Origin of the sequence: Arhodomonas sp. SL1 (assembly GCF_052060015.1) — a bacterium.
GTDB lineage: Bacteria > Pseudomonadota > Gammaproteobacteria > Nitrococcales > Nitrococcaceae > Arhodomonas.
Window position 1 is genome coordinate 115653 of sequence record NZ_JBPODZ010000005.1, and the last position, 15308, is coordinate 130960.

Below are 15308 nucleotides of genomic sequence, written 5' to 3' on the forward strand. Positions count from 1 at the left end.
ACTATACTAGTGCAACTGGTGCCCAGGATTGCACCACATTGAATCGCGCTGCCCCTGTTTGGGGTCCCGCCGCGGGGCATACCTGGGTGGTACTTTTATATTATATTGATTTTCCGGTTTATTTTTAATCTGGCACGGAATATGTATTCCTGGTCCGTGAACCGTTTTCGAACCACCAATCCGGAGGTAGCCCATGTCCCGCACCGCCGAGGATGTCCTCAAGCTCATCGAAGAGAACGAAATCAAGTTTGTGGACTTCCGCTTTACCGATACCAAGGGCAAGCAACAACATGTCACCGTCCCGGCGTCGACCCTGGACGAGGAAACCTTCGAGTCGGGCAAGATGTTCGACGGCTCCTCCATCTCCGGCTGGAAGGGCATCAACGAGTCGGACATGATCATGATGCCCGACCCGGAGACCGCGGTCATCGACCCCTTCTACGAGGAACCCACGGTCAACTTGGTCTGCGACATCATCGAGCCCGGCACCATGCAGGGCTATGAGCGTGATCCCCGCTCCATCGCGCGTCGCGCCGAGGCCTATCTGCAGTCCACCGGGGTTGGCGATATGGCCCTATTCGGCCCGGAGCCCGAGTTCTTCGTGTTCGACGACGTCCGCTGGGGCGCGAGCATGAGCGGTAGCTTCTATAAGATCGACTCCCAGGAGGCGGAGTGGAACTCCGAGCGGGTCTATACCGACGGCAACATGGGCCATCGGCCGGGAGTAAAGGGCGGCTACTTCCCGGTCCCGCCGGTGGACAGCCTCCACGACATGCGTGCGGCCATGTGTCTGGCCCTGGAGGAAATGGGCCAGGCGGTGGAGGTCCACCACCATGAGGTCGCTACCGCCGGCCAGTGCGAGATCGGCACGCGGTTCAACACCCTCGTGAAGAAGGCGGACGAGGTCCAGACCCTGAAGTACGTGGTCCATAACGTCGCCCATGCCTTCGGCAAGACCGCCACCTTCATGCCCAAGCCCCTCGTGGGGGACAACGGCAGCGGTATGCATGTGCATCAGTCCATTGGGAAGACCGGCGAGGCCCTGTTCGCCGGTGACCAGTACGGTGGGCTCTCGGAGACAGCGCTGTACTACATCGGTGGCGTCATCAAGCACGCCAAGGCCATCAACGCCTTCGCCAACGCCTCCACCAACAGTTACAAGCGCCTGGTGCCCGGCTTTGAGGCCCCGGTGCTGCTGGCCTACTCCGCGCGCAACCGCTCCGCCTCGGTGCGCATCCCCTGGGTATCGAGCCCCAAGGCGCGGCGGATCGAGATCCGCTTCCCCGATAGCACCGCCAACCCCTATCTGGCCTTTGCGGCGATGCTGATGGCGGGCCTCGATGGCATCCAGAACAAGATCCATCCCGGCGACGCCATGGATAAGGACCTCTACGACCTCCCCGCCGAGGAGGAGGCCGAGATCCCCAAGGTGGCGTTCTCCTTCGAGGAGGCGCTGGCGGCCTTGGATACCGACCGCGCCTTCCTCACCGCCGGCGGTGTGTTCACTGACGACGTCATCGACGCCTACATCGAGCTCAAGGGGGAAGAGGTCCAGCAGCTGCGTATGACCACCCACCCGATGGAGTTCGACCTCTACTACAGCGTGTAGGTCCTCCGTGCCCGGATGCCGGGCCGGCATCCGGGCACCGGTAGTGGTAGGGCATCCGCCGTGGCTGGACGAAGCGCCGCGGGCGCTTTAGATTGCGGGTATGTACCGATGGATATCGATCCCCTTCCTGCTGCTTCTCCTCCTCGCTACCGGTGCGGCCATTGGCGCGGAGGTCTACCGTTGGGTGGACGAGGACGGCAAGGTCCATTTCGGCGACCGTCCGCCGGAGGAGGCGGAACGCCTGGACATCGGCTCCCCCTCCGTGGCGGACCCTGTGGCCGTACCCGAGCGCTCACCGCCGGCTGGCGAGGAACAACCGGCGGGCGAGGAGGCGGTGGACTACAGTGTCCGCATCGATGCGCCGGCCGACGAGACCACGGTGCGGGACAACGTGGGCCGCGTGCGTATGAGCCTGGATGTGCGTCCGGAGCTCGGTTCCGAGCATCGTATCGTGGTCCTGGTCAACGGCAGCCCCGTGGAGGGCGGACCCTTCGAGGAGGCCGACATCGAGGTGCAGGGCCTGCACCGCGGCACCCACGAGCTCCAGGCGCTGCTCCGCGACGCCGAGGGCCGTACCCTCGCCCGCAGCGGGACCGTCACCATTTACCTCCATCAGGCCTCCGCGCTCTTCCCCAATCGCTGAACCGGCCGCGGTATGTTCGCGGCAGCCGAATTGCACCATAATGGTGCAAACGGAGACCCCGGTCGCGTCTGTGGGAGAGGCCCGATGAGCACCCCGGTCGGTGACAATCCCATCCTCGAGCATCTCGCCACGGCGGTGATCGTCGTGGATGCCCGTGACCGGATCACCGAGCTGAACCCGGCGGCCGAGAGCCTGCTGCGCATCAGCGCCCGACAGGTGACCGGGGTGGCCATCGGGGAAGCGCTACCGGGGCTGGATGGGCTTGCCGGGGCCCTCTCCCGGGCCCGCAGCCAGGGCAGCAGCTTCACCGACCGGGAGCACCGCCTTGCCCTCGGCGGCGAGTGGGTGACCCTGGACTGCTCGGTCACCCCTCTGCCCGATGGTGGGCTCGTCCTGGAGCTCGCCCAGCTGGACCGGCATCTGCGTATCAGCCGGGAGCATCAGCTCATCGCGCAGAACCAGGCCATCCGCGAGCTGATTCGCGGCCTGGCCCACGAGATCAAGAACCCCCTGGGCGGGCTGCGCGGGGCGGCGCAGCTGCTCGAGCGCGAGCTCGAGGATCAGCGCCTGCGCGAGTATACGGCGGTGATCATCGGCGAGGCGGACCGGCTACGAGGCCTTGTCGACGGGTTGCTCGGCCCCAGCACCCGGGCGCGTCGCGAGACGGTGAACCTCCACGAGGTCCTGGAGCGCGTCCGCCACCTGGCGAGCGCGGAGGCCCCCGCCGCGGTAAGATTTCGGCGGGACTACGATCCCTCCATTCCGCCGCTTCAGGGTGTTCGCGACCAGCTCCTGCAGGCCCTGCTCAACCTGGTCCGCAACGCCCTGCAGGCCGTCGACGGTCACGGCACCATTACCCTGCGTACCCGGACCCAGCGGCGTTTCACCATCGGCGATGTGCCCCACCGGCTGGTCGCGCGGATCGATGTCATCGATGACGGTCCCGGGATCCCGCCGGAGCTCATCGAGCGGATCTTCTATCCGATGATCACCTCGCGTCCCGAAGGCAGCGGCATCGGCCTCCCCATCGCCCAGAACCTGGTGGCCCAGCACGGTGGGCTCATCGAGTGCGAGAGCGAGCCGGGGAACACCCAGTTCACCGTATGGCTCCCCCTGGAGGACGGCGAATGAGCCCTACCGAACGCATCTGGATCGCCGACGACGACCGCTCCATACGCTGGGTACTGGCGCGGGCGCTCGAGGCCGAGGGGCTGGCCGCGGAGGGGTACGCCAGCGCTGAGGAGGTGCTGGCGGCGCTGGATCACCGCCGGCCGGACGTCCTCGTTACCGACATCCGCATGCCGGGGATGGACGGGCTGGCCTTGCTGGAGCGCCTGCGCGAGCAGGCCCCCGAGGTTCCGGTGATCGTGATCACCGCCCACAGCGACCTGGACGCGGCGGTATCGTCGTATGAGGGCGGCGCCTTCGAATACCTGCCCAAGCCCTTCGACATGGAGGAGGCGGTAGAGCTGGTGCGCCGGGCCCTGCAGGCCGCCCGGGAGCGGGCCCCGAAGGCGGCGGACGCCGGTCCGGTGCCGGAGATCATCGGCGAGGCCCCGGCGATGCAGGAGGTCTTTCGGGCCATCGGCCGGTTGTCGCGCTCACATATCACCGTGCTCATCAACGGCGAGTCCGGTACCGGCAAGGAATTGGTGGCCCGTGCCCTGCATCGCCACAGCCCGCGGGCGGATCGGCCCTTCGTGGCGCTCAACATGGCCGCCATCCCCCGCGACCTCATGGAGTCCGAGCTCTTCGGCCACGAGCGCGGCGCCTTCACCGGCGCCCACCAGCAGCGCCGCGGGCGCTTCGAGCAGGCCAACGGCGGGACCCTGTTCCTCGACGAGATCGGCGACATGCCGGCGGAGCTGCAGACCCGATTGCTGCGGGTGCTCGCCGATGGTGAGTTCTACCGGGTGGGTGCCCATACCCCCATGCATGCCGATGTCCGCATCATCGCCGCCACGCACCAAGACCTGGAACGGTTGGTTGAGCAGGGGCGCTTCCGCGAGGACCTCTTCCACCGGCTCAACGTCATCCGCATCCACGTGCCGGCCCTGCGGGAGCGCGCCGAGGATATCGCGGTGCTAGCCCGCCACTTCCTCGCCACCAGCGCCCGGGAGCTCAACGTCGAGCCCAAGGTGCTCACCGAGGCCGTGGAACGGCGCCTGGCGGCGCTCCCCTGGCCCGGCAACGTCCGCCAGCTGGAGAACACCTGCCGTTGGCTGACGGTCATGGCCAGTGGCCGGGAGATCCGGGAGGAGGACCTGCCGCGGGACCTGGAGGGTGGTGGCGCCGAGGCGGAAACGCCACCCGCAGGCGTCGGCGGCTGGGAGCAGGCCCTGGCCGACTGGGCCCGGCGCGCCGGGCAAGGGGGCGAACCCGCGGCACTGGCCGGTGCCCATGACCGTTTCGAACAGGTGATGATCCGCGTGGCACTGGAACGGACCGCCGGACATCGCCAGGAGGCGGCCCGGCTCCTGGGCTGGGGCCGTAATACCCTGACCCGCAAGATCAAGGAGCACGGCCTGGAGTTATAGCCGTGGTATCCGCTCAGTTGTCCTTCAACTCGACCTCCACGAACCACAACTCGCGGTCGCCGGCGTTGATCACGTTGTGCTCGGTGCCGGCGCGGCGCTGGTAGGAGACACCGGCGGACAGGGTCGCCCGGTTCTCGCCGGAGGCATCCACGATCTGCAGCAAGCCGTCGGTCCCGGGGACCACGATGTAGTCATATTCGTGGCGATGCCATCCGGTCTCACCGCCCGGCGGGAACGTCCAGCGGGTGATACGGACGCGGTCGTCATCGCACTGTAGGTCGGCGTGGGCCTGGGGGCGGTTTTCGGGCATGACGCGGTTCCCTGCTGCTCGGTGTCGTTCCCAGTCTATCGCGGCGAGGGCTCCCTTGCGCTGCCTGCCTGCAGGGATATCCTGAGCGCAGGACCCACAGCGGCGAGGGATACCGGAATGCGCTGGACGACACTGATCGACGTGGAAGAGCTGCGCTCGGCGCCGGGCGCCGGTGACTGGGTGGTGGTGGACTGCCGCTTCGATCTTTCCGACCCCGAGGCCGGTCGGCGGGCCTGGCAGCGGGGGCATATCCCCGGCGCGGTGTTCGCCGATCTCGACCGCGACCTCTCGGGCCCGGTGAACGAGCGCACCGGCCGCCATCCCCTGCCGGATACCGACGCCCTGGGCGCATGGCTGGAGCGCCACGGTATCGGCGACGACACTCAGGTGGTGGCCTACGACGACGGCCCGGGTGCCATGGCGGCGCGATTTTGGTGGCTGCTGCGCTGGCTCGGCCACGAGCCGGTGGCGGTGCTCGACGGCGGCATCGCGGCCTGGCGGGCCGCTGGTGGGGGCGTCACCGACGAGGCCCCCGAACCGGCGCCGCGCCGGTTCCGGCCGCGTCCGGGCTCCATGCCCGTGGTGGAGACCGATACCCTGGCCGACGGGCTGGAGGGTTTCTGCGTGGTGGATGCGCGCAGCGCCGAGCGCTACCGCGGGGAAGAGGAGCCCATCGATCCAGTGGCTGGCCATGTCCCCGGTGCCCTGTCCCGGCCCTTCAACGCGAACCTGGACGAGGACGGGCGTTTCCTCCCGGTCGAAGAGCTCCGTGCCCACTGGGCGCCGATCCTCGAGAACGCCCGCGGGCGGCCGGTGGTGGCCATTTGCGGTTCCGGGGTGAGCGCGTGCCATCACGTGCTCGCCCTGACCCATGCCGGGCTCGGTCCGGCCGCCCTCAATCCCGGCTCCTGGTCGGAATGGATCCGCGATCCCACCCGGCCCGTGGCCGTGGGGGATGAGAGCCGGGCCGCCGAGGGGTGACCGACCCCTGGCGGCATGCCGTCGGCTTCGATGACGCGCCCTTCGAGCGTGACAGGGATACACCCGTGCTCTTGGTGGGCGCCGTGTACGCGGGGGCCCGCCTCGACGGGGTGATCAGCACCTGCGCGCAACCGGACGGCGACGACGCCACCGCCGCCATCGCCCAGTGCGTCAATGCCAGCCGTCACGCCACCGGCCTCCGGGTGATCTTCCTCCAGGGCATCGCCGTGGGCGGTTTCAACGTGATCGATCTCCCGGCCCTCGCCGCTGCCACCGGGAAGGCGGTGATTGCCGTTGCCCGCCGCCGTCCGCGCTATCTCGCCATCGCCCGTGCCCTCCACCGCCGGGTCCCCGGCGGCGCCGGCAAATGGCAACGGCTGCGTGCCGCCGGGCCCATGCAAGCGGTGGCCGGCGTATGGGTCCAGGCGGCGGGGCTCGAGGATCCACGGGTGCTCTCGGGGCTGATATCCTCCCATCAGCGTTATTCCCGGATCCCGGAGCCGCTGCGCGCCGCTCACCTGATCGCCGGCGGCGTGGTCTCCGGGGAGTCCCGGGCCCGTGTCTAGGAGGCAACGATGCCCATACGCCCGCGGCACCTGATGCCTGCCGCCCTCGCCCTCGCGGTGGCCCATCCCGGTCCCGCCCCGGCCCAGGACCTTACCTTCGCCATGGATGTCGCCCGCGAGCAGTCGGATCTCCGCTATGACGATGGTCGCCGCATCGACACCCGGGAGACCCGGGTCTCGGCGAGCTTTCGCGAGCCCTTGACCCCCCACCTCGACGGTACCCTGACCCTGGGTGCCAGCTGGGTCAGCCAGGATGGTGATCCCGCCACCGAGGGCGAGGACCTGACCGGTGGCTTCGGCGGCCTCGCCCTCGAAGGCGTATGGCCGTTGAACCCGGAGCTGGCCGTCGAGGCGGCGATGGGCTGGCAGTACCACCGTGCCTCCGGGGACGGGCGTGACGGCGACATCACCCTGGAGCGCCACGTCGGCAGCGCCCGCGGTGGCCTGCGGCTGTCAGTGGAGGACCTCTCCCTGGCGGGCGGCGCGCTCTACCAGTACACCGACGGCGAACGCCGGGTCGACGGCCTGGACACCCAGGGTTTTGAGACCGACGATGATGTCGGGATCTACGCCCGGGTCGGCCTCGGCACCGGTGCCGGCGGGGCCGTCGCTGTGGAGGCCGTCACGGGACCGTGGCGGGGGGTACGCCTGATCTTCTCCCGGCGCTTCCGCTGATCGCGGTGATCGACGTCATCCTCTACCAGCCGGAGATCCCGCCGAATACCGGCAACGTCATCCGACTGTGCGCCAACACCGGGGCCCGCCTCCATCTGGTGGAGCCCCTGGGCTTCGAGCTGGACGACGCGCGGCTGCGCCGCGCCGGTCTTGACTACCATGAGCGCACCTCGCTGGTCGTGCATGCCGATCTGGTGCATTGCCTGGCCAGCCTCGGGCATCCCCGCCTGTTCGCCCTCTCCGCCCGCGGGCGGACGCGCTTCGACATCCCGGCCTATGCCACCGGCGACGCCCTGCTCTTCGGCCCCGAGACCCGTGGCCTCCCCGATGCCGTGTTGGCGGAATTGCCGACGGCGCGGGTCCTGCGGGTGCCCATGGTGCCGGGCAACCGCAGCCTCAACCTCTCCAATGCGGTGGCGGTAACGGTCTTCGAGGTCTGGCGCCAGCTGGGCTATGCTGGCGGGTCGTAGGCCAATCCGGCTCAACGGAATCGTCAGGAGGCAATCATGAGCGCCGTCGAACCCCTGGGCTTCGGCCCTGCCGGCCCCGCCATCGAGGCACTCGCCGAGATCCTCGGCGAGCGGCTGTCCACCGCCACCTCGGTGCGCGAGCACCACGGCCACGATGAGTCCGGGTGGCCGGTGATGCCCCCGGATGCGGTGGCCTTCCCGGAGAGCACCGACGAGGTAGCCGCCGTGGCGCGGATCTGCCACGAGCATCGGGTGCCCATGATCCCCTTCGGCACCGGCACCGCGGTGGAGGGCCACGTTCAGGCCCTGCACGGCGGCATCGCCGTGGATCTCACCGGCATGGGGCGGATCCTCCGGGTGTCCACCGACGACATGGATTGCACCGTCGAGGCCGGCGTCACCCGCAAGCAGCTCAACGCCGAGCTCCGGGACACAGGGCTGTTCTTCCCCGTCGACCCCGGCGCCGACGCCTCCATCGGCGGAATGATCTCCACCCGTGCCTCGGGCACCAATGCGGTGCGCTACGGCACCATGGCCGAGAACGTGCTCTCGCTGACGGTGGTGCTCGCCGACGGCCGGGTCATCCGCACCGGCGGCCGGGCGCGCAAGACCTCTGCGGGCTATGACCTCACCCACCTGTTCACCGGCTCCGAGGGGACCCTGGGCTTTATCACCGAGATTACCCTGCGCCTGCACGGCCTGCCCGAGGCCACTTCGGCGGCGGTGTGCCGTTTCCCCGACGAGGATGCCGCCGTGCGCACGGTGATCGAGACCATCCAGTCCGGCGTCCAGGTGGCGCGCATGGAGCTCCTCGATGCCCTGCAGATGCGTGCCATCAACGCCTACAGCCGGATGGACTACCCGGAGGCCCCGCACCTGTTCCTGGAGTTCCACGGTAGCGAGGCGGGGGTCCGGGAGCAGGCCGAGCTGGTCCAGGCCCTGGCCGCGGACAACGGCGGCGGCGATTTCACCTGGGCGACCTACGAGGAGGAGCGCTCACGGCTGTGGCAGGCCCGTCACGACGCCTATCCGGCGGCGATACAGCTGCGCCCGGGCTGCCGCCCGTTCACCACGGATGTCTGCGTACCCATCTCCCGGCTCGCCGAGTGCATCCGCGCCACCCGCGAGGACCTCAAGTCCCTGCCCATGCCTACCACCATTCTGGGCCACGTGGGCGACGGCAACTTCCACGTGCTCATCCTCTGCGACCCGGACAGCGCCGAGGAGCTGGCCATGGCCAAGCAGGTCAACGAGGCGATCGTGCTCCGGGCCCTGGAGATGGAGGGGACCTGCACCGGCGAGCACGGCATCGGCCAGGGCAAGATCGACTACCTCTACCGCGAGCACGGTGCCGGCGTGGACGTAATGCGCACGATCAAGGAGGCCCTGGACCCGCTGGGACTGATGAACCCGGGCAAGGTCCTGCCGCCCCGGCCGTGACGCTCAGTCGAACTCGGACTTGCGGGCCCGCTCCATGAGGTTGCGGGTCGCCTCCGCGGGGGTAACCTCGCCGGCGAGCAGGGCGTGGACCTGCTCGCAGATGGGCAGCTCGACGCCTTGCTCGGTGGCCAGGGCGTGGACCTCGCCGGCGGTGCGCACCCCTTCCACGGTCTGGCCGATGCCCTGCTCCGCCTCGGCGACCCCCTCGCCCCGGCCGAGGGCCAGCCCCATGCGGCGGTTGCGGGACTGGTCGTCGGTGCAGGTGAGGATGAGATCGCCCATCCCGGCGAGCCCCATGAAGGTGCGGTCGTCGGCGCCGAGGGCGCGGCCGAGGCGCCGCACCTCCGCGAGGCCCCGGGTGATGAGCCCCGCCCGGGCATTGGCACCGAAGCCGATGCCGTCGGCGACGCCGGTGGCGATGGCCAGCACGTTCTTCACCGCGCCCCCGAGCTCGACGCCGACGAGGTCGCTGCTGGTGTAGACGCGGAAGCGCTCGTCGTGGAAGGCGGCGCCGATGCGCTCGGCCACGGCCTCGTCCCGGGCCGCGACGGTGACCGCCGTGGGCAGCCCGGCGGCCACCTCCCGGGCGAAGCTGGGCCCGGAGAGCACCGCGCAGGGGTTACCACCCAGCGTGCGGTCGGCGATGTGGTGGAGGAGCCCGCCGGAGCCGGCATCCAGCCCCTTGGTGGCCCAGACCACGGGGGTGTGGGGTTCGAGCCGGGGTGCCAGCTCGGCGATCACGGCGGCGAAGGCGTGGCTCGGCACCGCCACCAGCACCCAGTCCACGCCGGCTACCGCCCGGGCGAGGTCGGACTGCACCGCCAGGTTGTCCGGGAAGGCGGCGTCCGGCAGGTGACGGCGGTTGCGGCGCTCCGCCGCGAGCCGGGCGAGATGGTCCGCATCGTGGCCCCAGAGGGTTACCCGATGGTGGTTCCGCGCCAGAACCAGTGCCAGTGCCGTCCCCCAGGACCCGGCGCCGAGGACGGCCATATGGCCCGCTGACCCTGCCATCGTCGGTGGCCCGCTACTGCTCGCCCCCGCCCTCTTCGCCGGCCTGTTGTTGGCGCCGGCGCTGTTGGGCGTAGAGGGCATCGAAGTTCACGGGGGCGAGCACCATGGGCGGGAAGCCCGCCTTGCCGGAGAGATCGGAGACCGCCTCGCGGGCATAAGGGAATAGGATGCTCGGGCAGAAGCTGCCGAGCAGCCCCTCCAGGGTCTGCTGGTCAAAGCCCGAGAGCGCGAACACCCCGGCCTGCTCCACCTCGCAGAGGTAGGCGGTCTTGTCGCCGAGCTTGGCGGTCACGGTGATGCGGATGGCGACCTCGTAGCTGCCGGAATCGATCTCCCGGTGCCGGGTGTCGAGCTCCACGTTGGCCTCCGGCCGCCACTCGGAGCGGAACACCTCCGGGGAGTTGGGCGCCTCCACCGAGCAGTCCTTGAGGTAGACCTTCTGGATGGCGAACTGCTGTTCCTGTGCCTGCTGGTTGCCGGCCGCGCCTTCCTGATTCTCCGCCATGATGCCTCCTGGGATGGGATTGTCGAATTCGCCCGACTCAGCCGCGGCCCTCGGTGGGCAGGCCCTTCTCCGCCCACGCGGGGAAGCCGCCCTGGAGCTGGTAGACGGGCTCGTGGCCCATGCCGCGGATCGTCTGCACTGTCGACGCCAATCCGCCGCCGTTGCCATAGACGATGACCGGGCGGCCGCGGGCGCGCTCGAGACGGTCACGGTGCTGCTCGAGATGCGTGCCCGGGGCGTTGATGGCCCCGGGGAGGTGGGCGCTGACGAAGGCGTTCTCGTCGCGCACGTCCACGAACACCGCGTCCTCCCGGTTGTACAGGCGGGTCGCCGTGTCCGGGTCTACGGCATCCCGTGCTTGGATGCGCAGATAGATCTCGTTGGCGATGATCGCGGCGATCACCGCCACGGTACCGAGCACCAGCAGCGGGTGGTTGGTGGCGAACTCGACAAGTCTTTCCATTACGGATCCGTAACCGTCCCGAGGCTTGATAGACTGCGCATTATACGCACCACCCCTCATGATGGAACGCCACCCCAGCCATGACCGCGCTCGCATCCCGGCTGTTCCTCGCCCTGCTGCTTGTGGCCGGTACTGTCGCCGCCCAGGGGGATCGATTGGCCGCCGAACGCGAGCGCCTCGAGGCGGTGCGCGCGGAGATCGAGTCCCTGGAGCAGGCACTGGTGGAACGCCACGGCCGCGTCGAGGGTCTGGAGGCGGAGCTTGCCGAGCTCGAGGCCTCGGTCTCCGAGGCGGACCGGGCCCTGCATGACACCGAACAGGCCGTCGAGGCGGCCCACGCGCGCCTTGCCAGCTTGCGCGCCGAACGCGCCGTCGAGCGCGAGCGCCTCGCCGGCCAGCGCGAGCGCCTCGCCGGTCAGCTGCGCGCGCTCTGGCAGGCGGGGGAGAGCCCCTTCCTGCGCCTGCTGCTCAGCCAGGAGCAGCCGGACCGGCTGCAGCGGTTGAGCGTCTATTACCAGCACTTCGCCCGAGCGCGGGCGGCGCGCATCGAGGAGGCCATTGCCGCCTTGGAGCGACTGGATTCCCTGCAGCGGGAGATCGACGCTGAGCTCGAGCGCCTGGAGTCCCTGCGCGCGGAGCGGCAGCGGCGTCACGCGGAGTTGGAGCAGCGGCTGGCCGAGCGTCGCTCGCTGCTCGAGCGCCTGCGTGAGCGCCTCGACGACGACGACCGTCGTCTGGCCCGGCTCCGCTCGGATGAGGAGCGCCTCGGCGAGCTGGTCAGCGACCTCCGCGAGCGTCTCGAACGGCGCCGTCGCAGTGAGGCCGAGGCACCCGGGGGCGGTGCCGGTGGCGACGGCTGGCCGGTGGCCGGGGAGTTGCTGGCCTCCTACGGGAGCAACCGCTCCGGGGATCTGCGCTGGTCCGGGGTGCTTATCGGTGCCGAGGCGGGCACGCCGGTACGTGCCGCGGCGGGCGGTCGCGTGGTGTTCGCGGATTGGTTGCGTGGTGTCGGGTTGCTCCTCATCATTGATCATGGCGGCGGGCAGCTCAGCCTCTATGGTCACAACCAGGCGCTGTATCGCGATGCCGGTGACCGCGTCGGCGCCGGCGAGGTTATCGCCACGGTGGGCAGTAGCGGCGGACAGCGCCGCGAGGGCCTGTATTTCGAGGTCCGGGTTGACGGCGACCCGGTGGACCCGCTGGCGTGGCTCGAGCGCCGCGGCGGCCAGGGGTGAAACGGGGCGAGAAGGGAAACGACATGCGATTTTCAAAGACGCTTTACACCCTCTTCGCGGGGGCGTTGTTCGGCTTCATCCTCGCCACCGGCCAGCAGGTCTGGGCCGAGCGCGATGAGGCGCAGGCGAAGGTCCCCGTAGAGGAGCTGCGGGCGTTCACGGAGGTGTTCGGGCGCATCCAGCGGGGCTACGTGGAGTCCATCTCCGACCGGGAGCTCATCGACAACGCCATCCGTGGCATGCTTTCCGGGCTCGATCCCCACTCCGCCTATCTCGACCCCGAGGCCTATGAGGACCTGCAGGCGGGGACCAGCGGGGAGTTCGGTGGCCTCGGCATCGAGGTCGGCTCGGAGAACGGCTTCGTCAAGGTGATCGCCCCCATCGACGGCACCCCTGCCGACGAGGCCGGTATCCAGGCAGGGGACCTCATCATCCGCATCGACGGCCAACCGGCCAAGGACCTCAGCCTCGACGAGGCCGTGCATCTGATGCGCGGCGAGCCGGGTACCGACATCACGCTGTCGATCATGCGCGAGGACCGGGACCAACCGCTGGAGGTGACCATCACCCGGGCGGTCATCCAGGTGGAGAGCGTGAAGTCCCGGATGCTCGACCGTCGGTTCGGCTACCTGCGCATCAGCCAGTTCCAGAACGCCACCAGCGATGACGTGATCGCCGCGGTGGAGCAATTGCGCGGGGAGGCCGACGACGGTCTGCGCGGGCTGGTGCTCGATCTGCGCAACAACCCCGGGGGGGTGCTCAATGCGGCGGTGGACGTCTCCGACCTGTTCCTCACCGAGGGGGAAGTCGTCTCCACCCGGGGGCGCCTGGACGACTCGGAGATGCGCTTCACCGCCACACCCAATGATCTCCTCGGCGGCGCGCCCATGGTGGTGCTGATCAATGCCGGCTCCGCCTCCGCCTCGGAGATCGTGGCCGGTGCGCTGCAGGATCACGGCCGCGCCGTGGTGATGGGCGAGAAGAGCTTCGGCAAGGGTTCGGTGCAGACCATCGTGCCGCTTCAGGATGGTTCCGCCATCAAGCTGACCACGGCCCGCTACTACACCCCCGACGGTCGCTCCATCCAGGCCGAGGGGATCGCCCCGGACGTCGTTGTGCGCCCGGTGCAGGTGGCCGAGGCCGAGCGCAATGGGCCACGTCCGCTCTCGGAGGCGGATCTCTCCCGCCACCTGCGCGGTGACGGCGAGGACAACGGCGAATCGGGGGACGCCGGTGTCGCGGACCGCCTGGCCCGGGAGGACTATGTGCTGGCCCAGGCCCTGAACCTGTTGCGGGGCCTGGACATACTCGGTGAGCGCATGGCGCGATGAGCCGCGCCGGCATGGGAGGTGGTGTATGTCACGCGTGCTGGTACCGCTCGCCGACGGCTGCGAGGAGTTGGAGGCGGTGACGATCATTGACCTGCTCCGGCGGGCGGGGATCGAGGTCACCGTGGCCGGGCTCGGCGACGGCTCGGTCACCGCGAGCCGAGGGGTGGTGCTGCAGCCCGATCGGCCCCTGGCCGAGTTACTCGCCGAGGACTTCGATATGATCGCCCTCCCCGGCGGCGCCGATGGCGCCCGCCGGCTCATGGCGGATGATGGGCTGCGGGACCTACTGGCCCGCCACGCCGAAAGCGGGCGCTGGACCGTGGCCATCTGCGCGGCGCCCCGGGTCCTCGCGGAGGCCGGGTTGCTGGCGGGTCGCCGGGCCACCAGCTTCCCGGGCTGGCTGGATGATGCCGGGGGAGTCCAGCGCGCCGACGAGCCGGTGGTGGTGGACGGCCGGGTCGCTACCTCCCAGGGCCCGGGCACGGCCATGGATTTCGCCTTGACCCTGGTGGAGCTGCTGGAAGGCCGCGAGGCCGCGGCCGCGGTGGAGGAGCGGCTCCAGCGCCCGGGGAATCAGTGCCGCTACACCGGCTGAGCCGGGCTGCGCCTCAGCCCGGCTGCTCCACCTGGGCCGCGGACGGCACAGCCCGCCCCGTCTGCGGGTCGAGGCCATGCCAGCGGCAGTAGCCGCCGTGTAGCTCGTCGAGCCAGTCCCGGGTGCCGGTGACCTCGTTGAAGGTATACACGTGCAGGCCGGCAACGCCTGTCTCCGGCTGCTCCAGGGCCGGCGTCAGCCCCCAGATCAGGTCGTCGGCGCGGTAGACGCTCGGCTGTAGCAGCCGGCCCACCAGTCCCTTCTGCCGCCCTAGGGCACGGGTGGAGGCCCCGAGCCCGATCCGCACCGCCACCGACATCAGCCGGCGGCGTTCCATCACCCCCGGTACCCCGGCGTAGACCGGCAGATCCATCCCCCGCCGGCGTTGCCCTTCCAGCCACTCCAGCACGGTAGCGGCGTCGAAGCACATCTGGGTCACCGCGTAGTCGGCGAGCTCCGCCTTGGCCTCCAGCGCCCGCTGCAGCGTGGCCTCGTCCATGCGGTGGTGGCCTTCGGGATAGGCGGGCACGCCCAGTCGTGCCGGTCGTGTGGGCAGGCCGGCCAGGGCCTCCAGGAGCTCCACGCCGCCGGGGAAGGCGCCAGCGGGGACGTCGGCGTCGCCGCCGACCACGAAGCAGTCGTCGATGCCCGCGGCGACCATGCGTTCCGCCAGCTCCCGGAGGTGGCCATGGTCCGGGATCAGCCGGGCGGCGATATGGGGCACCGCCCGGAATCCCGCCAGCACCAGGTACTCCGCCGCCTCCAGGGTCCGCTCGATGCCGTGTTTCGGCGAGCAGGTCACCGTCACCGTCGCCCCCGGCGGCAGCCCCCGGGCGGCCTCGCGCATGCCCTTGATCGGTAGCAGTTCGTAGCGCGGGGCGGCCAGGGCCGCGCAGGCCCCGGCCTCCGGCGCTGCTTGCAGCGCTTCGCTCATGGC

The 15308-nt window shown here is 69.9% G+C and carries 17 protein-coding genes; 12 read left to right on the forward strand and 5 right to left on the reverse strand.

All coding sequences use genetic code 11. The features are described from left to right. The first annotated feature begins 193 nt into the window (after window positions 1–193). The 4 genes from glnA (at window position 194) to ntrC (ending at window position 4789) form a co-directional block, all read left to right on the forward strand. Window positions 194–1609 carry a glutamate--ammonia ligase gene (glnA, locus tag ACQ754_RS09045; protein ID WP_440996691.1) on the forward strand — a complete coding sequence of 472 codons (1416 nt, stop codon included), beginning with the start codon at window positions 194–196 and terminating at the stop codon, window positions 1607–1609. Window positions 1610–1709: 100 nt separating this feature from the next. After that, window positions 1710–2252 carry a DUF4124 domain-containing protein gene (locus ACQ754_RS09050; RefSeq protein WP_440996692.1) on the forward strand — a complete coding sequence of 181 codons (543 nt, stop codon included), beginning with the start codon at window positions 1710–1712 and terminating at the stop codon, window positions 2250–2252. A gap of 84 nt (window positions 2253–2336) precedes the next feature. After that, complete coding sequence (gene glnL, locus ACQ754_RS09055) at window positions 2337–3383, forward strand: nitrogen regulation protein NR(II) (RefSeq protein ID WP_440996693.1); 1047 nt, start codon at window positions 2337–2339, stop codon at window positions 3381–3383. Next, window positions 3380–4789: a nitrogen regulation protein NR(I) gene (gene ntrC / locus ACQ754_RS09060; RefSeq protein ID WP_440996694.1), complete on the forward strand. Its 1410-nt coding sequence runs from the start codon at window positions 3380–3382 to the stop codon at window positions 4787–4789. Before glnL ends, ntrC begins: the two co-directional genes overlap by 4 nt. A gap of 13 nt (window positions 4790–4802) precedes the next feature. On the opposite strand, the gene ACQ754_RS09065 is transcribed toward ntrC, so the two are convergent. Beyond that, complete coding sequence (locus tag ACQ754_RS09065; RefSeq protein ID WP_440996695.1) at window positions 4803–5099, reverse strand: cupin domain-containing protein; 297 nt, start codon at window positions 5097–5099, stop codon at window positions 4803–4805. A gap of 117 nt (window positions 5100–5216) precedes the next feature. Here ACQ754_RS09065 and ACQ754_RS09070 point away from each other — a divergent pair, with 117 nt between their 5' ends. From ACQ754_RS09070 to ACQ754_RS09090, 5 genes are read left to right on the forward strand one after another with little or no spacing between them, the layout of a single operon-like run. After that, window positions 5217–6080, forward strand: coding sequence for a sulfurtransferase (locus ACQ754_RS09070; RefSeq protein ID WP_440996696.1), 864 nt, complete (start codon window positions 5217–5219; stop codon window positions 6078–6080). Further along, window positions 6077–6646, forward strand: coding sequence for an endonuclease dU (locus ACQ754_RS09075; RefSeq protein WP_440996697.1), 570 nt, complete (start codon window positions 6077–6079; stop codon window positions 6644–6646). Before ACQ754_RS09070 ends, ACQ754_RS09075 begins: the two co-directional genes overlap by 4 nt. A 9-nt stretch (window positions 6647–6655) precedes the next feature. Further along, window positions 6656–7321 (forward strand): hypothetical protein, encoded by a 666-nt coding sequence (locus tag ACQ754_RS09080; RefSeq protein ID WP_440996698.1) that lies wholly within the window; start codon window positions 6656–6658, stop codon window positions 7319–7321. 5 nt (window positions 7322–7326) lie between these two features. After that, the gene (locus ACQ754_RS09085) at window positions 7327–7791 is read left to right on the forward strand and encodes a tRNA (cytidine(34)-2'-O)-methyltransferase (protein WP_440996847.1); all 465 of its coding nucleotides are present in this window, start codon (window positions 7327–7329) and stop codon (window positions 7789–7791) included. 36 nt (window positions 7792–7827) lie between these two features. Beyond that, a complete protein-coding gene (locus ACQ754_RS09090; RefSeq protein WP_440996699.1) occupies window positions 7828–9231 on the forward strand; it encodes an FAD-binding oxidoreductase in 1404 nt (467 codons plus the stop codon). 3 nt (window positions 9232–9234) lie between these two features. Here ACQ754_RS09090 and ACQ754_RS09095 read toward each other — a convergent pair whose 3' ends face one another. From ACQ754_RS09095 to ACQ754_RS09105, 3 genes are read right to left on the reverse strand one after another with little or no spacing between them, the layout of a single operon-like run. Beyond that, window positions 9235–10242, reverse strand: coding sequence for an NAD(P)H-dependent glycerol-3-phosphate dehydrogenase (locus ACQ754_RS09095; protein WP_440996700.1), 1008 nt, complete (start codon window positions 10240–10242; stop codon window positions 9235–9237). A gap of 13 nt (window positions 10243–10255) precedes the next feature. Next, a complete protein-coding gene (gene secB / locus ACQ754_RS09100) occupies window positions 10256–10747 on the reverse strand; it encodes a protein-export chaperone SecB (protein WP_440996701.1) in 492 nt (163 codons plus the stop codon). Between the two features lie 37 nt (window positions 10748–10784). Then, window positions 10785–11210, reverse strand: coding sequence for a rhodanese-like domain-containing protein (locus ACQ754_RS09105; RefSeq protein ID WP_440996702.1), 426 nt, complete (start codon window positions 11208–11210; stop codon window positions 10785–10787). A gap of 80 nt (window positions 11211–11290) precedes the next feature. On the opposite strand from ACQ754_RS09105, the gene ACQ754_RS09110 reads away from it, so the two are divergent. The 3 genes from ACQ754_RS09110 to ACQ754_RS09120 are packed head-to-tail and all read left to right on the forward strand — an operon-like array spanning window position 11291 to window position 14371. After that, on the forward strand, window positions 11291–12445 hold the full coding sequence (locus tag ACQ754_RS09110; RefSeq protein WP_440996703.1) for a murein hydrolase activator EnvC family protein: 1155 nt from the start codon (window positions 11291–11293) through the stop codon (window positions 12443–12445). A 23-nt stretch (window positions 12446–12468) separates the two neighbouring features. Beyond that, window positions 12469–13776: a S41 family peptidase gene (locus ACQ754_RS09115; protein WP_440996704.1), complete on the forward strand. Its 1308-nt coding sequence runs from the start codon at window positions 12469–12471 to the stop codon at window positions 13774–13776. A gap of 25 nt (window positions 13777–13801) precedes the next feature. Further along, window positions 13802–14371, forward strand: a complete 570-nt coding sequence (locus ACQ754_RS09120) for a DJ-1 family glyoxalase III (protein ID WP_440996705.1) — start codon at window positions 13802–13804, stop codon at window positions 14369–14371. A 13-nt stretch (window positions 14372–14384) separates the two neighbouring features. On the opposite strand, the gene ACQ754_RS09125 is transcribed toward ACQ754_RS09120, so the two are convergent. Further along, complete coding sequence (locus ACQ754_RS09125) at window positions 14385–15305, reverse strand: methylenetetrahydrofolate reductase (protein WP_440996706.1); 921 nt, start codon at window positions 15303–15305, stop codon at window positions 14385–14387. Window positions 15306–15308 lie beyond the last annotated feature (3 nt).